Raw genomic sequence first — 17,846 nt, forward strand, 5'->3', positions numbered from 1 at the left:
CGTCTGATGAACGTGCAGAACACCGCAGAACTTTCCAAAGCAACCAAAGTGTCGTCCGAGTGGTGGCGCGGTGGGGTGATCTATCAGATTTACCCGCGCAGCTTTCAGGATAGCAATGGCGACGGTATTGGTGACCTTAAAGGCATCACGCAACGGCTTGATTATATCGCGTCGCTTGGCGTGGATGCGATCTGGATATCGCCGTTCTTCAAATCTCCGATGAAGGATTTTGGCTATGATGTCAGTGACTATCGGGACGTGGATCCGATGTTTGGCACTCTGGCTGATTTTCAGGAGCTTCTGGACAAGGCGCATGCCAAGGGACTGAAGGTCATGATCGATCTGGTCCTGTCGCATACGTCGGATCAGCACCCTTGGTTCAGTGAAAGCCGTGCCAGCCGAGACAATTCTAAATCCGATTGGTTCGTCTGGGCCGACCCCAAGCCCGATGGGACGCCGCCGAACAACTGGCTGTCGATCTTTGGCGGTTCAGCCTGGCAATGGGATTCTCGCCGTCTGCAATATTACTTGCATAATTTCCTGAGTTCACAGCCCGATTTGAATTTCCATTGCCGTGAGGTGCAGGATGCCCTGCTGGATATGGCACGGTTCTGGTTGGAACTGGGGGTTGATGGCTTCCGTCTGGATACGATCAACTTTTACTTTCACGACAAAGAGCTGCGGGACAACCCAGCCCTTTCGATCGAGCAACGCAATGCCTCGATCGCGCCGGCCGTAAACCCCTATAATCACCAAAACCATCTGTATTCCAAAAGCCAGCCGGAAAACATCGCGTTTCTGGAACGCCTGCGCGCCTTGACGAATGAATACGAGGGCCGTGCCTGTCTGGGTGAGATCGGCGACGCGCAGCGTGGGCTTGAGATTATGGGAGAATACACCACCGGCGATAAGCGGATGCACATGTGCTACGCGTTCGAGTTTCTTGAGAAACGGGTGCTGACGGCAAGCTATGCCAAGCAGGTTTTTGACCAATTATCCGCAAAGGCGCGGGATGCCTGGCCCTGCTGGGCGTTTTCGAACCACGATGTTGCGCGCCACGCGTCGCGCTGGGACCTCAGTGAGGCTGCCGCCCGGCAATATGCGGTGCTGATGATGTGTTTGCGCGGTTCGGCCTGCCTGTATCAGGGCGAGGAGTTGGGACTGCACGAAGCGGATGTTCCGTTCGAGAAGTTGCAGGACCCCTATGGCATCGAATTCTGGCCTGAATACAAAGGGCGTGACGGGTGCCGCACGCCGATGGTCTGGGTGTCGCAGGATGAGCAATCCGGGTTCAGCGCAGGCGAGCCCTGGTTGCCGGTCAGCGCTGCACAGGCCGAACAGGCTGTTGACCGGTTAGAGGCTGATCCGCAATCGATGCTCAACCATTATCGCCGTGCCATTGCTTTGCGCCACGCGCATCCGGCCCTGGCGACCGGCGCACAGACACAGATGGAGCAAGTCGGAACGGTTCTGACCTTCCTGCGTGAAAATGAGATTGAACAGGTGTTCTGTGCCTTCAACCTGGGATCGGATGCTGCGGAGATATCGCTGCCTCAGGGCCATTGGCGCGCCATTGGTCAGGATCTGGGCGCGGTCGAGGGCGAAGGTCAGATCGCGCTGGATGCAGCGCAATTCTGCCTGATGGTCAAGGAAAAGGGGTAAACCATGTCTGAACTCAAACTGACGGATGTTGCCAAATCCTATGGCCCGATTGATGTCCTGAAACATATCGATCTGGATATCGATCAAGGCGAGCTGATCGTTTTTGTCGGTCCTTCGGGCTGCGGGAAATCAACGCTGCTGCGGATGATTGCCGGGTTGGAAAAAATCACTGGCGGCACGCTTGAGATTGAAGGGCAGGTCATGAACGATGTCCCGCCAGCGCAGCGCGGCATTGCCATGGTGTTTCAGAGCTACGCGCTCTATCCGCATATGACGGTGCGCGAAAACATGGCATTTGCCCTGAAGATCGCCAAGATGCCCGCGTCGGAAATTGATGCCTCGGTCGAGCGTGCCGCGCAGATTTTGCAGCTTGAACCGTTTCTGGATCGTCTGCCCAAGGCTTTGTCAGGTGGCCAGCGCCAGCGCGTTGCCATCGGCCGCGCGATTGTGCGGGACCCCAAGGTCTATCTGTTTGACGAGCCGCTTTCGAACCTTGATGCCGCGCTGCGTGTGGCCACCCGGATCGAGATCGCACGTCTGAAAGAGGCGATGCCCGACAGCACCATGATCTATGTGACCCACGATCAGGTTGAGGCGATGACCTTGGCCAGTCGCATCGTTGTTCTCGCAAACAAGGGTATTGCGCAGGTTGGTACGCCGCTGGAACTTTATGAGACACCCGACAATGAATTCGTCGCGCAGTTCATTGGATCGCCCTCGATGAACCTGCTTCCCGGGCGGATCACCGGCACTGGAGCGACAACCACGATTGCGTTGGCGTCAGGGGGAACTGCAGTTTCGTCGATCCCGACTGAGGCCAGTGACGAAGGGCGAGAGGTGAATATCGGCGTGCGTCCCGAAGACCTTGTGCTGACCGAGGAGACTCCGATCCTGACCGGAACCGTGGATTTCACCGAAGCCCTGGGTGAGGTGACATTGCTCTATTTCGAGAAATCCGAGGGGATCGAGTCATTCATCGCCAAACTGCCCGGCATACAGCGCAATCTGCGTGGTCAATCCGTATCGGTGACGGCGGCGCCACACAAGGTGCATCTATTCCATAACGGCATGTCAATGAGACGGCACAGCGCCTAAACTGGCCGTGGCGTTCCCCCGAGGGGCCACGTAGCTGGATTTCATAATGCCAGATTCGGTTCGTTTGTTCGACGATCAGATAGTGATCAGGCGCCGGACGTTTCGGATTATGTCTTTGCCTTTCGCAGACCGCTGGCGAGGTAAGAGTTTGCTGTATAGCGTTGTTCGAGCGGGTCCTGGTTTCCACGACAGAGCGGAGCGCCAGTTGGCGACCAGGCAATGATCGCCATAATATCGTATATATATCAACATTATAGCGCCGCCTCTAAGCTGCTTTGGTGGGGTTCATCTCGTCTTTTGGTGTTCGACTGGTCTTGCCCAATGCGATAGGTGCCAATCGAAATGCGAACTGTTAGCTGGGCAGATCACCATTTGTTATTTGGTACAAGTATGTTGTTGGTCCTTTTACAAACCCGGCCTAAGGTGGATGCGTCTGGCATATTTTGAAACATGTCGACGAAAGAAGCCGGACATGATTGCAAACTGGACTCATCAAAACTGCCAACTGTCACTTTCGAGCAGACAGCTCTGCCGCGAAGGTCTAGCCTGCAATCAAAACAAAAAAATCCAACGGCTAACCATGGGAGATACAAAATGGTCGATCGGAAAACTCTTTCCAGACGCACGGTGCTGAAAGGCGCAGGTGCTGCTGCTTTGGCGGCCCCGCTTTACAGCAAAAGCGCGCTGGCATCGTCGGGCGAAATCAACATTCTGATGTGGTCGGACTATCTGCCGCCCAGCTTTATTCAGGAATTTGAAACGCTGACCGGGATCAAGGTGAACTATACCGGTATCGGATCGAACGAAGAAATCATCAACAAGATGAAGGCCACCAAAGGCCAGGGCTTTGACATCGTGTCGCCCACCAACAACCGCTCGCTTCAGTGGGAACCGCTGGAGCTGCTGCAACCGTTCGACATGAACAAGGTGCCGGTTGATCTGGTGAACCCGGCGATGGCGAAGATCGGTACCGATGCGTGGAACTTTGGCGACAGCGGCGCGCATTGGCTGCCGCATATCTGGGGCACCGAAGGCATTGCTTACCGTACTGACCTGTGGTTGCCCGAAGGTGACGCGCCATCATACGGCGATGTCTGGTCCGAAGCGAACGCGGGCAAAACCATGGGTCGCGCGCATTCGATGATGCTGGGTGCAGGTCTCTACATGGAGCGCGCGGGCGAGATGGAGCCTGGTTCGGTCTGGGCCGCTTATGGCGACGAAGACACCATGCGCAAGGTCTGGGGTCAGATCACCGATTGGTGCGTTGCGCGCAAGGATCGGATCAAACTGATCTGGAACGACGCCGACACCCAAAAGAACGGTCTGCTGAACGAAGGTGTGGTCGTTGGCCAAACTTGGGACGGCCCGCCGCTGGCGTTGAAATCCGCAGGTGAGCCTGTGCACTATCAAGCCCCGGTCGAGGGAGCGATGGCTTGGGTCGACGGTATCTCGATGCCGACCGGTGCGCAGAACGTTGAACAGGTTTATGCCTTCATCGATTTTGCCTATCAGGCGAAACCGGCGGGCGTTGCGATTGACAGCCACGGCTACAATTCGCCTGTTCTGGGTGCTGACCAGTATTCGGGTGACACCTACAAGAAGAACTTTGCGGAAGCCTATCCAGGTGACTCGCTGGCCAACCTCAACCCGTGGCCGGCCGAAGCACCTTGGTATGCGGAAACGCGGACCGAGTTCGTCAACAAGTTCAAAAGCGCCTGATCGCGTAACATCTGGTCCCTCGCCATTGGGCGAGGGACTAAACCCTGAGCGTCGCAAAGGCGCCTCAGGCCCTATCCGCGTGCCAGCACAACGCGCGCCAGTCGGAGATATCTAACATGAGTGCAGGGGTCGGAGTAGATCTGGAAAACCTGTGGATCCGTTTCGGTGATTTTGTCGCCGTGCGTGATGCCAATGTGAACATCAACGGGGGCGATTTCTTTTCGTTCCTTGGCCCCTCGGGCTGTGGCAAGACCACGATCCTGCGCGCGGTCTCGGGGTTTTTGGACCCTAGCGAAGGTAAGGTTCTGATCGGTGGCAATGACATGCGGGGCATTGGTCCCAATAAACGCCCGACCGCACTGATCTTTCAGAACCTTGCGTTGTTTCCGCTGATGAAGGTTTGGGAGAACATTACCTTTTCGATGGAAATCAACGGCGCGAGCGCCGCGGAACGCCGCAAGCGCGCTGATGAGCTGCTGGATATGATCGCGTTGCCGGGGCAGGGCGACAAGCTGCCCAGCGAGCTTTCCGGTGGTCAGCGTCAGCGGGTGGCCATTGCACGCGCGCTTTGTGCGGAACCTGATGTTCTGCTGCTGGATGAACCGCTTTCTGCGCTTGACCTTAAGTTGCGCCAGCATATGCGGACGGAACTGCGCGAAATTCAACAACGCGTCGGCATTACCTTTATCTACATCACTCATGACCAAGGCGAAGCGCTGACCATGTCGGACAATATCGCCGTGATGCGTGCGGGAGTGATCGACCAGATCGCGGATGGCAAAACCATCTACAACGATCCCAACACCGCCTTTGCGGCCTCTTTTGTGGGGGAAAACAATGTGTTCCGCGGCAAGATCAAGCAGGTCATGGGCAATGAGGCGATGATCGCGACCAACCGGTCCGGCGATCTGGTGGCGCGCATCTCTACCGCCAATCAGGGCAAACTGAAAGAGGGTGACGACGCAATGATGTTCGTCCGGCCCGAGGCGTTTGCCATCGCGCCTGATGGCAGCACCGGAGATCACTTTGTCACTGCGCAGGTGAAACACGAAGAGTTTGAAGGCAATGTCTTCAACATCTTCACCGAAGGGGATGGGGGCAAAGAGATTAAAGTCTCGCTACCCAACCTCGGGCAGTCCTTCGAAGACCACACTGGCCAGATGATCACGTTGGAATACGAGACCCGCAATGCGGTTCTGGTTCCGGCGGGTGAACTGGCGGCAGAGTAAAGGGTCAGACAAATGCCCCAATTTCTGAGGGAATTCTTCAACCGCAATGGCACCGGCATGGGTTTGATGATCCTGGGTCTGGTCCTGTTTTGGACCATCGGCCTGATCATCCTGCCCCAGCTATCTATGCTGGACTTCTCTTTCCGTCCAAACTTGCCCCCGCCCGAGATTGGTGGGCCAAAGGACGTCTATACGCTGGAGAACTATAAATATCTGATCTACGGGCCAGAAGGTGGCAGCCAGGATTACAACGCAGTTGACCTAAGGGTGTTTTTCCGCACGCTGCTGGCGGCGGTTTGCGTGACGATCTTTAACCTGATCATCTGCTATCCGATTGCCTATTATTTGGGTCAAACCAAAGGCAATCACATCCGCATCTTTGCGATCATGCTGATCATTCCCTACTGGATCAACGAGATCCTGCGCGCGTTCGCTCTGCGCATCATCTTCGGAGAAACCGGCGTGCTGAATACCCTTTTCATGGGGCTGGGCATTTGGGATGTTCCCTTTGACTTCATCCGCAACGACATCGCGCTCTATGCAGGGCTTGGCTACGCCTACATCCTGTTGATGATCTTCCCGATGTATAACGTGATAGAAAGCCTGGATAAAAACCAGATCGAAGCTGCACGTGATCTGGGTGCACCGTGGTGGAGGATTCACTGGCGAGTGGTCATTCCTTATGCCAAGCCGGGGATCAGTTCGGGCTGTACGATGGTCTTTATGCTGAGCGCGGGCGCGCTGGCCGCACCACAAATCTTGGGCGGGCCGTCTAGCCTGTGGTTTACGCAACTGATCTATCAGCAATTCAACGACAACAATGACTGGCCGCAAGGGGCTGCCTACGCCATCGTGCTGCTGGTGACCTGTATCCTGTTCGTGCTGGCCGTGATGCGCCTGTTCAAGGTGAATATGGGGGATATCGGGAAATGAATAACTCCTTCCTCCGCATAAGCATCTGGGTCTATCTGGTCATCTTCTTCCTGTACCTGTTGGGGCCGCTGGTGATCATGTCGGTCACTGCCTTTAACTCTCCCAGTTTCCCAAGGATGAGTCCGTGGGAATGCCTGACCTTCCAGTGGTTCGGAGAGCTGTTTCAGGATCAACGCATCCTGAATGGCATCAAGAACTCGCTCATCATCGGGGCCGGGACTGTTGTACTGTCGGTGGCAATGGGTCTGGCGGGTGCGTTGATGCTAACGCAGATCTGGCCCAAGCTGCGGGCGACCTATTACACGGTCATCATCGCGCCGATCCTGATCCCGGGTGTTGTCTTGGGTATCTCGACACTGGTTTTCTGGGATCGGATCAACCGGATGCTGGGGCTGGGCGCGGATAGTTTCCTGTCCAATGGCATCTTCCTGACAGTGATCGGGCAATCCACCTTTATCGCTAGTTATTGCATGCTGGTGCTGGTGGCGCGTTTGCAGCGCTATGACACTGCGCTGACCGAGGCCGCACTGGACCTGGGCGCCAGCCATGCGCAGGCGTTTCGCAAGATCCTGCTGCCTTTCATGCGCCCGGCGATTGCTTCGGCGGCGGTGCTGGCGTTCCTCGCTTCGTTCGAGAATTACAACACCACCACATTCACCTTTGGTGAATACCCGACGCTGACCATCGAACTGGCTCAGAAGGTGCGTTATGGTATCACGCCCGCGATCTCGGCTCTGGCCTTTATCATCGTGGCGTTGACCGTGTTCTTCGCCTTGCTGAACGAAGCGAAGCTGAAACGTCAGGAACTGGTCGCAGCAGCGCGCAAAGAGGCCACGGTGGAAGAGCTGGCAGGCAAGATCAAACTGCCCGGCTTCTTCTCGGGGAATATGGCTGCGGTTCTGGTTGTGGTGTTTGCGGTGGCGACGATCACTGTGGTTGGCACCGCCACCGCCTATGATCCGGGTCAGTGTATCGCCGACGTGCGTGCGCAAAAGCAGTTGGAGGCTGAACAGCGTATCCAAAAGCTGCGTCAGGAACGCGAGGAGCGTCGCAAGCAGCGCGAGGCCGAAGAGGCCGAGCAAGGCGGCACGCAAACCGCACCGAAACCGTCAAACAACAGTGGTTTTGGGAATGTCTTTGCCCCTAACACGCTGGGTGGTGATGAAAGCTCTGATTCCGAAAGTGAGCCGTCGAATAACGGTGGGTTTGGTGGGGTCTTTGACCCCAACAGCCTGCAGAACGACTAGGCGCGGGGCCTAAGCAAACCTGCTGCCGCCCGAATGGATTTAGCTCTGTTCGGGCGGTATGCGTTTCAGGATCGCCACATCGCAACCCGCGATTTCGTGCCCGTTCCATCCTACCGCATTGGGGTTGTAGTTGATCAGGAATGTATGCTCTGAGGTGTCGCGGCGGCGCAGCCCTTCCGGCATGGGCGTTAGGATCAGGCCGGTCTGCTCAGCGGCCATTGCTAAGATGCGGTCCCAAAGCTCTGGGTCAGGGAACCCGGCCAAATACCACAGACCACCTTCACCCTTTATGGCGGGTGTTCCATCCTCGAAACTCAGCACTTCCGGGGCGCTGCCTGTCAGCCGGTCGATCCAATGCTGCGCGGTGCCGCCTCCGGTCACGGGGCGGTTGATGTTGGGCGGAAGAGTTTCGACCAGTGCGACGTCGCAATTCAGACCGGCCAGTCCGGGTCGTCCGGTTGTTGGGATCTGAAAATCATGGGTAATCGCGCCGCTGCGCGGGCCAAGAATGGCCAACTCACAGGCATTGGTCAGGCGCTGTTCCAGATCACCTTCTACTGTCGCCAGACCCGGTGCCAGGATCAGTTTGTAGCCCTTTGGAATGGCTTTTGCCGACACAATATCGACCGACAGCCCTGCACGCCGCAGCGCACGATAAGCCGAGAACACAAGCCGGAAGTAATCAAACCCAGCCCCCTGAGGTTGTGTTGTCCAGGCCCAGTCCGAGGCATAGTCGAACAGGATGGCAACCTGCGCTTGTTGCTGTTCCACCGCGCCCAACATTGTCAATTCATTGGCTGTTTGGCGCGCTTCGGCCATCGCAGGCGCATCTGCGTTGTTAGAAGTCAACAGGCCCGCATGCATCTGTTCCTGCGCAAAGGGGGCCTGCCGCCAGCGGAAATAGCTGACAACCTCGGCCCCATGCGCCACGGCCTCAAGCGACCAGAGGCGGACCATGCCGGGCAGGGGGGCAGGGTTGAAGGGGGCCCAGTTCACCGGGCCGGGCTGTTGTTCCATCACCCACCAGCGCCCGTGTCCGACTGTGCGGTACAGGTCATGGTGAAAGGCTTGCATATCGGGATCACCCTGTTGCAGATATCTGGTCTTGTGGTCCAGATCATCTTCCAGCCGGTCCGACAGGAACCCGATCGGATAGCTGTCCCAGGTGGCGATATCCAGATCGGCCCCCACATCGAAATGATCAAACTCCAACACGCGGCCCATATAGTTGTGCAACAAGGGCGCATCGGTCAGCGGCCGAAGCACATCCACCTGAGCCTTGTTGAACGCCACAACCTGATCCGAGCTAAAACGACGGAAGGCCAGCACATGCGCCGGGTTTGGTTCGGTCACGGTTAGGTTGGGCAGTTCGATCTGGTCGAAGCGGTTGTACTCCATCGACCAGAACACATTGCCCCACGCCTCATTCAGCGCTTCAATCGTGCCATACTGATCCGCCAGCCAGCGCTGAAACGCGGCAAGGGCGGGGGTGCTGTAGCTAAGCGTTGTGTCATGGCAGCCATATTCATTGTCGATCTGCCAAGCCGCGATATGTGGATTGCGACCGTAGCGTTCGCCCATGATCCGGGTGATACGGGTGCATTCGTTGATATAGCCCGCATGGCTGAAACAGTAATGTCTGCGCGAGCCGAACTTGCGCAGTTGGTCTTGCGGATCGACAGCCAGCATGTCGGGATGTTTGTCCAGCATCCAGCGGGGTGGGGTGGCCGTCGGAGTGCCCAAAACCACCTTCAGCCCCGCCGCCCCCAGCGTTTCGATTGCGCGATCCAGCCAGTTGAACTGCAGATTGCCGGGTTGTGGCTCCATCCGGCTCCAGGCGAACTCGCCGATCCGGACCCAGCGCAGGCCGGCCTCAATCATATGCGCGGCATCTTCGGCCCAAACAGCCTCGGGCCAGTGTTCGGGGTAGTAGCAAACGCCAAGTTCGGGTTTCATAGAAGGACTCTGTGTTCTGCCTGACCTTGCCCGACATTCGGGGCAAAAAAGGTCATTCCGTTTGTGGGTTGGTCACCAAGCGCCTCAGTACTCAGCCCCTCGCGGGCGGTTGTACAGAAAAGCGTGCTCAAATCGTCGCCGCCAAAGGCGGGACACGAAGTATGCGCGGCGTCAAATGTTACCGCGTGCTGAAACTGCCCCGAAGGATCATAGCACGCAACCCGCGCCGCGCCCCATTGTGCGATCCAGATATGGCCCGCTGCGTCGACAACTGCACCATCCGGGTGCAGGGCCTCATTACGGAAATCCAGAAAAACCGAAGCCTCACCCTCAGGCCAGCCTGTATCAGGGTCTAGCCCCCAACGCATGACTTGCTGTGTCGTCGTGTCAGCATGGTACGCACAAGAGCGGTCGGGCGCGAAGCAGATCGCGTTTGAGATCGTGACGTTTGGAACCAGACGGCGCAACTCACCCTGCCAGAACCGATAGATCGACCCGGCATGTGGTTCTGCCTGTTTGCCCATGGTTCCGATCCAGAACCCGCCCCACGGATCAGCGCGCCCATCATTGGAACGGGTTGCCGGGTTGTCAGCTTCCAATGGGCATACAAGCTTCTTCTCACCCGTTTTCAGCAAAAACCGCCACAATCCCGTCTCCGATGCGATCAGAAGGGTATCTTTGTCTACCCAACCCGCTGCCGACACATGTTCCGCGAAATCCCAGCTGTTCTGTTCATCCCCCTCGCGGGTCATCAGACGTTTGTTGTTGATATCAAACCAGAAAAGCTGCTGCCGTTCCGGGTGCCATAAAGGCCCTTCTCCCAAATCACAGGGGCGGTTGTCAAATACCTGACTCATCCGATGGCCGAGTCATAGGCGTTGACGATCTGCTGTGCGCGGTCGGCAATTTCAGAGAGGCCCATGCCCGGCTTATAGAGCGCCGAGCCAATGCCGAACCCATCCGCACCGGCGGCAATCCAGTCACCAAAATTCTCAGGTCCCGCACCGCCGACGGCGTAGACCAGCGTTCCCTTTGGCAACACAGGGCGCAATGCGGCCAGGCCCGTTGTCCCGGCCATCACGCCAGGGAACAGTTTCAGCCCCGTCGCACCTGCCTTCAGCGCCGCAAAAGCTTCGGTGGGGGTGAAGACGCCCGGCCAGCTTTGCATGTTCAATACTACGCTGCGCGCAATCACTTCGGCATCGTAGTTTGGTGAAACTATCAGTTTGCCGCCGACGCGTGCGACATCTTCGACCTGTTCGACAGTCAGAACCGTTCCGGCCCCGATCACTGCTTTGTCCCCAAAGGACATGGCCAACTGGCTGATGCTCTCCAGCGGATCGGGCGAATTCAGCGGAACCTCGATCTGGTTGATACCGGCGTCGATGATAACGCGGCCAACGGCTTCGGCCTCCGACGGTTGCAATCCGCGCAGAATGGCGATGATAGGGCGGCTCATGCGGTTTGCCTCGTCAGGCTGCGGGCCAAGGCCAATCCGGCCAAGGTGACCTCGGTGGCATCGGCGGTTTCGACAAATGCGCCCTGTGTTTGCAGCGCTTGAGCATAGATATTGGCGACCTGATCTGCACCGATGATGGCCAGTTGCTGCCCCAGCCAATAGGCGCGCGTGGCGGCCAGTTCGGCCCCGATCAACAGGCCAGACAGCCGTGCACGTGCAATGGCTCCGTCCTGCCCCTGCAACAGATCTGCAGCACGCAGACCAAACAGACGCCCGGCAAGGTTTTCGGGCTTTGACAGCGTGTCTGCCAGCGCCTCGGCAAAGGCCGCGTCATCCCACCCCTTACCGACCGAGTGCCTCAGCACGGAGTGCCCGCCCAGCAGTTCAAACATCTCTCCGGTCATGAAGGTGCGAAAGCTGACAACCTCGCCTGCGCTAAGCTGCACCCATTTGGTGTGCGTGCCGGGCAGGCACAAAACCCCATCCCAATTGGGTCGCGCAGCCACAAAACCGGCAATTTGTGTCTCTTCGCCACGCATGACATCTGGTGGTGCCGTCTGTTTCAGGCCGGGTACAACAAAGGCGCGAATGCGGGGATCTGTGTCCGGCACGCGCACCGGGACACTGGGCACCGGTTCTGAGGGTACGGCAACATAAGGGGCCTCAACCCAACCCTGGCGTGCGCCGACCATGCCGCAGGCGATGACATCGATCGGACCATCGCTCAACCATGGTTCGACCAGTGACAGAAGTGCAGCCTGAAACTCACCTTTGGCCACGCGCGACATGCCCTTGTCACACTGCGCTTGATCCACGGCCCTGTCGCCCTGCATGGCCCAAGCCCGTAGATGGGAGGTTCCCCAGTCGACAGCAATCCACTCCGCCTTCATATCCTCACCCCGATACCACCACGCCGCCATCGACTGCCATACACTGACCCGTCATGGCGCGGCTTGCGTTTGAGGCCAAAAACAGCGTTGGAGCAATCATGTCCTCCGGTGTCAGATGTTCTTTAAGGCACTGGCGGTCCAAATGGGCGGCCAGGTCCTCGGGCGTGGCCCACATATCCAGTTGTTTCTGAGTCAGGACCCAGCCTGGGGCCAGAGCGTTCACGCGGATGTTTTGTGGCCCCAATTCGCGCGCCAACGAGCGTGTCATGCCGGTGATGCCGGCATTCGAGGTTGTGTAGATCGGATAGCCCGCATTGCCCATAATATAGCTGATCGAGCTGAAATTGACGATCGCGCCGCCCTTGCCCTGCATCTGGCGTGCCGCCTCCTGACACGCAAAGTAGTAGGCCTTCAGATTCACCTCGATCATCCAGTCCCAGAATTCGGTGGTGGACTCTTCCAGCGAGTGGCGTTTGTCATTGGCCGCGTTGTTGATCAGAACGTCCAAGGGACCATGTGTCTCGGCTGCCTTCTGCATCGTGGTGTGCAGCAGTTCGGTATCGGTCATGTCGCCCTGCATGAACAGCGGTGCGCGCCCGTGTTTGTCGCGCATCTCTTCGACAAATCCGCTGGCATCAGAGCGGCCAATAAAGGCCACATTCGCGCCTTGGGCCAGAAACCCATCGGTCAGGGCGGCGCCAACACCCGAGCCGCCGCCGGTGATATAGACCGAGGCCCCGTTCAAATCGTGGAATGTCGCGGGTTGGGTCATCAGTGGCTCTCTCTGGTCACAAGGCGGGTATCTTTGCCGACAAGGAAATCAAGATCGGCACCCTGATCGGCTTGCAGCACGTGATCGATATAGAGTTTTGCATATCCGCGCGTGTAATGCGGATTATCCGGTTGCCATACCGCGCGGCGGGCGTCCAGTTCCGCTTCATCAACCAGCAGATCCATCTCGCCCTGGCTGGCCGAGATACGGATGCGGTCACCGGTTTTGACCAGCGCCAATGTGCCACCGGCCTGCGCTTCGGGGCTGACATGCAGGATGACGGTGCCATAGGCGGTGCCCGACATGCGCGCGTCGGAAATGCGGATCATGTCTCGCACGCCTTGTTTCACCAGCTTCGCCGGGATCGGCATGTTGCCAACCTCGGGCATACCGGGATAGCCCTTGGGACCACAGCCTTTCAGGACCAGAATGGTCTCGGGTGTCACCGGTAGATCGTCGCGGTCGATATTGGCTTTCAGGTCTTCGATGTTCTCGAACACATAAGCCTCGGCCTCGGTCTCCAGCAGCGCGTCGGTGGCCGCCGAGGGTTTCACGATGGCCCCGTTGGGCGCAAGGTTGCCGCGTAGGACACGCAAGCCTGCGGCAGGTTTTACCGGATCGTTGAAGGGGCGGATAACGTCTGTGTTGAAGCATTCAGCCCCATCGTAATGGGCCGAGATATCCTTGTTCAAAACTGTCTTGGCCGGTCGCAAAAAGGATTTGAGTTCGTTCAGAACAACCGGCACGCCGCCTGCGTAACAGAAGTCTTCCATCAGGTATTTGCCCGAAGGCATGCAGTTTACCAGCAATGGGATTTCCGATCCGATCTCGAAATCCTTCAGCGTCAGGTCAACGCCGACGCGGCCCGCCAGCGCCAAAAGGTGGACCACAGCGTTGGTCGAACCACCGACCGCCGCGTTCGCCAGAATGGCGTTCTCGAATGCTTCCTTGGTCAGAATGTCCGATGGTTTGAGGTCTTCGTCCACCATCTCGACAATTCGCTTGCCGGTCAGATGCGCCAGCGCCATGCGGCGCGCATCGACGGCGGGCAGGGCAGCATTGGTGGGCAGAGACATGCCCATCGCCTCGACCAGTGAGGCCATGGTTGAGGCCGTGCCCATTGTCATGCAGACCCCGGCGCTGCGCGACATGCCAGACTCGGCGTTCATGAAATCTTGCAGGGTCATTTCCCCTGCGCGCACGGCTTCGGAAAACTTCCACACATCGGTACCCGAGCCGATATCCTGACCGCGATACTTACCGTTCAGCATCGGGCCTGAACTGACGACAATTGAGGGCAGATCGACTGACGCCGCGCCCATCAACTGCCCCGGTGTGGTCTTGTCACACCCGCCCAGCAGCACGACACCGTCGATGCCATAGGCACGGATCGATTCCTCGACATCCATCGCAAGCAGGTTGCGAAACAGCATGGCGGTGGGTTTCATCTGGGTTTCACCCAGCGACATGACCGGGAATTCGACCGGAAAGCCTCCGGCCTCCCACACACCGCGTTTGACGCCCTCGGCCAGATCGCGCAGGCCCGAGTTGCAGGGGGTCAGCTCCGACCATGTATTGCAGATGCCAATAACTGGACGCCCGTCAAACGCGTGGTCGGGAAAGCCTTGGTTCTTCATCCACGATCGGTGAATGAAGCCATCCTTGTCGAGTTTTCCGTACCAATGCTGTGAACGGCGTTTCTTCGTCATATGCGGGGCCTTTCAAGCGGCGCGGGCCGGGCGGCACCAATCGGGCAGCCAGTCGGCATGGGCGGTCAGCAGATCGGTGACAAGGCTGCGAATTTGCCGCAAATCCAGTTCGGCGGCGGTGTGCGGGTCCATCATGGCGGCGTGATAGATGTGTTCTGGGTTTTGCTCAACCAGTGCGCGCACCGTCAGTTCCTGGACGTTGATCTGGGTCCGCATCAGGGCGATCAATTGAGGCGGGATATCGGTAACCACCGATGGCTGCACGCCGTTGCTGTCTACCAAACAGGGGGTTTCCACCGCAGCACCCAAGGGCAATTGTGGGATTTGGCCGGTATTGGGCAAGTTGCCGTAGGCCACATAGGGCGTGTCAGTGACGATGGCGTTCATAAGATCGGCGGCGAATTCATGGCTGCGGCAGACTTCGATATCCCGACCATCGGTCAGTGTCTTGGCTTGTTCTTTCCAGCTTGCAACCTGCTCGACGCAGCGGGTGGGGTATTCGTCCAGAGGAATCGAGAATTGCTCGATCAGATCTTCGCGCCCGTCCTTGATGAACCACGGAACGTATTCGGCAAGATGCTCGGAGCTTTCGGTGCAGAAGTAACCAAGGTGATCCATGACTTCGTACCGCACCTTGTTTGGGCAGCGCGGCATCAAAAGCGGGGCTTTGGGCAAGCGCCCGCTGGCATATCCTTGTCGCAGAGCAGGGTAAAGGTCGCGGCCCTGATGTTCCAGTTTTAGGAAGAACGCGACGTGATTGACGCCTGCGACCTTGTAGCGGAATTCATCCTTGGGCAGGTCCAGGTCATGGGCCAGTTCCTCGACCGTGTTCTGGACCGAGTGGCAAAGCCCCACATGTTTCAATATCGGGAATTGCTTGGCCAGCGCCCATGTATTGATCGCCATCGGGTTCACATATTGCAGCAGTGTCGCGTTGGGACAGAGTTGAATCATGTCGCGAGCGACATCCCATAGGACCGGAACCGTACGCAATCCGCGCATGATTCCACCAACACCCAGTGTGTCAGCGATAGTCTGGCGCAGGCCGTATTGTTTGGGGATCTCGAAATCGGCGACCGTGCAGGGCGTGTACCCGCCAATCTGAAAGGCGGTGATCACAAAATCGGCCCCGTCCAGCGCGGCACGGCGATCGGTATGCGTTGAAACGGTCGCGCCCATGCCGACCGAGCGGATCATAGCACGGGCCACGGATTCGCTTTCAGCCAGACGTTCGGGATTGATATCCATCAGCGCGAAATGGCTATCGGCCAGCGCAGGGGTCAGTAGTGTATCACCCACGATGTTCTGCATGAAGATCGTGGAGCCCGCACCAATGAAGGCGATCTTTGTCATTGAGGCAAACCTTTGGTTTGACGTTATTTTACGGCACCGAGGGTCAAACCCGCGATGAAGTGTTTTTGCATCAGGAAGAACATGGCCACCGGCGGCAGGGCCGCTACGATGGAACCGGCACTCATCAATTGATAGGCGGCGCGGAATTGCGCGTTGAAACTTGTAATCCCTGCGGTGACAGGCTGACTTTCAGCGCCTTGGGTTAATACCACGGCCCAAAAGTAATCGTTCCAGATGAAGGTGAAGATCAACACGCTGAGCGCTGCAATCGCCGGCTTCATCAGCGGCAGCACCACGTACCAGAAGATGCGCCATTCGCTGATGCCTTCAACCCTCGCCGCCTCGATGAGTTCGAAGGGCAGCGCGCGGATGAAGTTGCGCATGAAGAGGGTACAGAACCCGGTCTGGAAGGCGATGTGGAACAGCACAAGGCCGGTTTTGGTGTTGTAGAGACCCAGCTCCAGCGTCAGGTCACGTACAGGTACCATCAGAATCTGGAAAGGCACGAAGTTGCCTGCAACAAACATGAAGAAGATCCAGAGGTTCGATCTGAACTTGTAGATCCCCAGCGCAAAGCCGGTCATGCTGCTGAGCGCGACACACCCGATCACCGTTGGCACCGTGATCAGGAACGAGTTCATCAGATAGCGTGGCATGTCCGAGTTGAAGAAGACCTGCCCATAGTTGAACGCGCCTTCGAAACTGGATGGCATTCCCCAGTAGTTGGCATTCGTAAAGTCAGCAGCGGGTTTGACCGAGAACAAGGCTACCGCCAGCAGCGGCCCTAGCCACAATAGCAGCGCCAATGGTAGCATGGCCTGATAGGTGATCTGCGCCGCGCGGGGTTGTTTTTCGATGGGTTTGGGAAACATCTCAGTGCCCCTTTTCTTCGCGGTACATCGACCACAGGAAGTAGGCGATGAAGCAGAGCATGATCAGGAACAGGATCACCGCGATGGCGGCGCCGTAACCCATACGGAAACCGTATTCCGACAGGGCGACCTCGAACATATAGTAGGCCAGCACGCGCGACGATCCGAACGGCCCGCCCTGAGTCATGATCGAGATCAGGTCGAACGACCGCAGCGCGCCGATGATGGTGACGACAAAGGCGATAAAGGTGGCCGGGCGCAGTTGCGGCAGGATTATGTGCCACAGCATCCGCCCACCTTTGGCGCCGTCCAGCCGTCCAGCCTCAATCTGTTCAGGGTCCACAGCGTTCAGGCCGGTGAGATAGAGGATCATGCAGTATGCGGTTTGCGGCCAGAGACCTGCGAAGATGATGCCGTATGTTACAAACCTCTCATCGCCCAGCACGTTGAGAGGGCCCATGCCAAAGAAGCCTAGAAACTCGTTCAACAAGCCGAATGTCGGGTCGTAGAACCATGTGAAAACAAGGCCGACGACAACCTGTGAGATAACGAAAGGAAAGAAAAACAACGACTTGTACAGTCGGATGCCCCAGACTGTCTGGTTCAGGAACAGCGCGATAAACAGGCCCGCAGGGATCGCAGCCAGATAGAGGAGCAACCAGATCAGGTTGTTCTTCAGCGAGATATAAAACGCATCCCGATCAACCCATTCCCAATACAGGTCCTCGTAATTGCGAAAGCCGACATATTCGGCCGCGCCCAAACCGTCCCACTCATAAAGCGACAGGTTGAAGGACTGGAAAACCGGGATGATCACATAGACCATGAAGAACAGCAGACCCGGGGCCAGAAACAACCACGGTGCAATGCGCTGTTGGTTGCGGTGGAACCAGCTTTCCTGTTCTGGGGTGTCTGCGGCGATGGTCATGGCGACATTCCGGGTTTGGTGG

The 17,846-nt window shown here is 57.6% G+C and carries 15 protein-coding genes; 6 read left to right on the forward strand and 9 right to left on the reverse strand.

The genetic code is table 11. The annotated features are described in order from the left end of the window. The first annotated feature begins 6 nt into the window (after positions 1 to 6). The 6 genes from AC2FFE_RS04240 (at position 7) to AC2FFE_RS04265 (ending at position 7,885) form a co-directional block, all read left to right on the forward strand. Complete coding sequence (locus AC2FFE_RS04240; RefSeq protein ID WP_496845971.1) at positions 7 to 1,662, forward strand: alpha-amylase family glycosyl hydrolase; 1,656 nt, start codon at positions 7 to 9, stop codon at positions 1,660 to 1,662. 3 nt (positions 1,663 to 1,665) lie between these two features. Further along, positions 1,666 to 2,757, forward strand: a complete 1,092-nt coding sequence (locus AC2FFE_RS04245) for an ABC transporter ATP-binding protein (RefSeq protein WP_496845972.1) — start codon at positions 1,666 to 1,668, stop codon at positions 2,755 to 2,757. Between the two features lie 594 nt (positions 2,758 to 3,351). Beyond that, on the forward strand, positions 3,352 to 4,476 hold the full coding sequence (locus tag AC2FFE_RS04250; RefSeq protein ID WP_496818206.1) for an extracellular solute-binding protein: 1,125 nt from the start codon (positions 3,352 to 3,354) through the stop codon (positions 4,474 to 4,476). Between the two features lie 116 nt (positions 4,477 to 4,592). Beyond that, complete coding sequence (locus tag AC2FFE_RS04255) at positions 4,593 to 5,705, forward strand: ABC transporter ATP-binding protein (protein WP_496818205.1); 1,113 nt, start codon at positions 4,593 to 4,595, stop codon at positions 5,703 to 5,705. A gap of 12 nt (positions 5,706 to 5,717) precedes the next feature. After that, positions 5,718 to 6,638, forward strand: a complete 921-nt coding sequence (locus AC2FFE_RS04260; protein WP_496818204.1) for an ABC transporter permease — start codon at positions 5,718 to 5,720, stop codon at positions 6,636 to 6,638. Then, entirely contained in the window at positions 6,635 to 7,885 is a 1,251-nt protein-coding gene (locus AC2FFE_RS04265; RefSeq protein WP_496818203.1) for an ABC transporter permease, read from the forward strand. The genes AC2FFE_RS04260 and AC2FFE_RS04265 overlap by 4 nt, the downstream gene beginning before the upstream one ends. A 39-nt stretch (positions 7,886 to 7,924) precedes the next feature. On the opposite strand, the gene AC2FFE_RS04270 is transcribed toward AC2FFE_RS04265, so the two are convergent. The 9 genes from AC2FFE_RS04270 to AC2FFE_RS04310 are packed head-to-tail and all read right to left on the reverse strand — an operon-like array spanning position 7,925 to position 17,824. Further along, complete coding sequence (locus AC2FFE_RS04270; RefSeq protein ID WP_496845973.1) at positions 7,925 to 9,841, reverse strand: beta-galactosidase; 1,917 nt, start codon at positions 9,839 to 9,841, stop codon at positions 7,925 to 7,927. Next, on the reverse strand, positions 9,838 to 10,698 hold the full coding sequence (locus AC2FFE_RS04275; RefSeq protein WP_496845974.1) for an SMP-30/gluconolactonase/LRE family protein: 861 nt from the start codon (positions 10,696 to 10,698) through the stop codon (positions 9,838 to 9,840). Before AC2FFE_RS04275 ends, AC2FFE_RS04270 begins: the two co-directional genes overlap by 4 nt. Then, a complete protein-coding gene (locus AC2FFE_RS04280; protein WP_496845975.1) occupies positions 10,695 to 11,300 on the reverse strand; it encodes a 2-dehydro-3-deoxy-6-phosphogalactonate aldolase in 606 nt (201 codons plus the stop codon). Before AC2FFE_RS04280 ends, AC2FFE_RS04275 begins: the two co-directional genes overlap by 4 nt. Then, the gene (locus tag AC2FFE_RS04285) at positions 11,297 to 12,190 is read right to left on the reverse strand and encodes a 2-dehydro-3-deoxygalactonokinase (protein ID WP_496845976.1); all 894 of its coding nucleotides are present in this window, start codon (positions 12,188 to 12,190) and stop codon (positions 11,297 to 11,299) included. Before AC2FFE_RS04285 ends, AC2FFE_RS04280 begins: the two co-directional genes overlap by 4 nt. 4 nt (positions 12,191 to 12,194) lie before the next feature. Continuing rightward, positions 12,195 to 12,962, reverse strand: coding sequence for an SDR family NAD(P)-dependent oxidoreductase (locus AC2FFE_RS04290; protein WP_496845977.1), 768 nt, complete (start codon positions 12,960 to 12,962; stop codon positions 12,195 to 12,197). After that, positions 12,962 to 14,671 (reverse strand): IlvD/Edd family dehydratase, encoded by a 1,710-nt coding sequence (locus AC2FFE_RS04295; RefSeq protein ID WP_496845979.1) that lies wholly within the window; start codon positions 14,669 to 14,671, stop codon positions 12,962 to 12,964. The genes AC2FFE_RS04290 and AC2FFE_RS04295 overlap by 1 nt, the downstream gene beginning before the upstream one ends. 12 nt (positions 14,672 to 14,683) lie before the next feature. After that, the gene (locus tag AC2FFE_RS04300) at positions 14,684 to 16,024 is read right to left on the reverse strand and encodes an alpha-glucosidase/alpha-galactosidase (RefSeq protein ID WP_496845980.1); all 1,341 of its coding nucleotides are present in this window, start codon (positions 16,022 to 16,024) and stop codon (positions 14,684 to 14,686) included. Between the two features lie 23 nt (positions 16,025 to 16,047). Continuing rightward, positions 16,048 to 16,896 carry a carbohydrate ABC transporter permease gene (locus tag AC2FFE_RS04305; protein WP_496818194.1) on the reverse strand — a complete coding sequence of 283 codons (849 nt, stop codon included), beginning with the start codon at positions 16,894 to 16,896 and terminating at the stop codon, positions 16,048 to 16,050. Between the two features lies 1 nt (position 16,897). Then, positions 16,898 to 17,824: a carbohydrate ABC transporter permease gene (locus tag AC2FFE_RS04310; protein WP_496818192.1), complete on the reverse strand. Its 927-nt coding sequence runs from the start codon at positions 17,822 to 17,824 to the stop codon at positions 16,898 to 16,900. Positions 17,825 to 17,846: the final 22 nt, after the last annotated feature.

This window comes from Ruegeria sp. YTSA168, assembly GCF_059610045.1.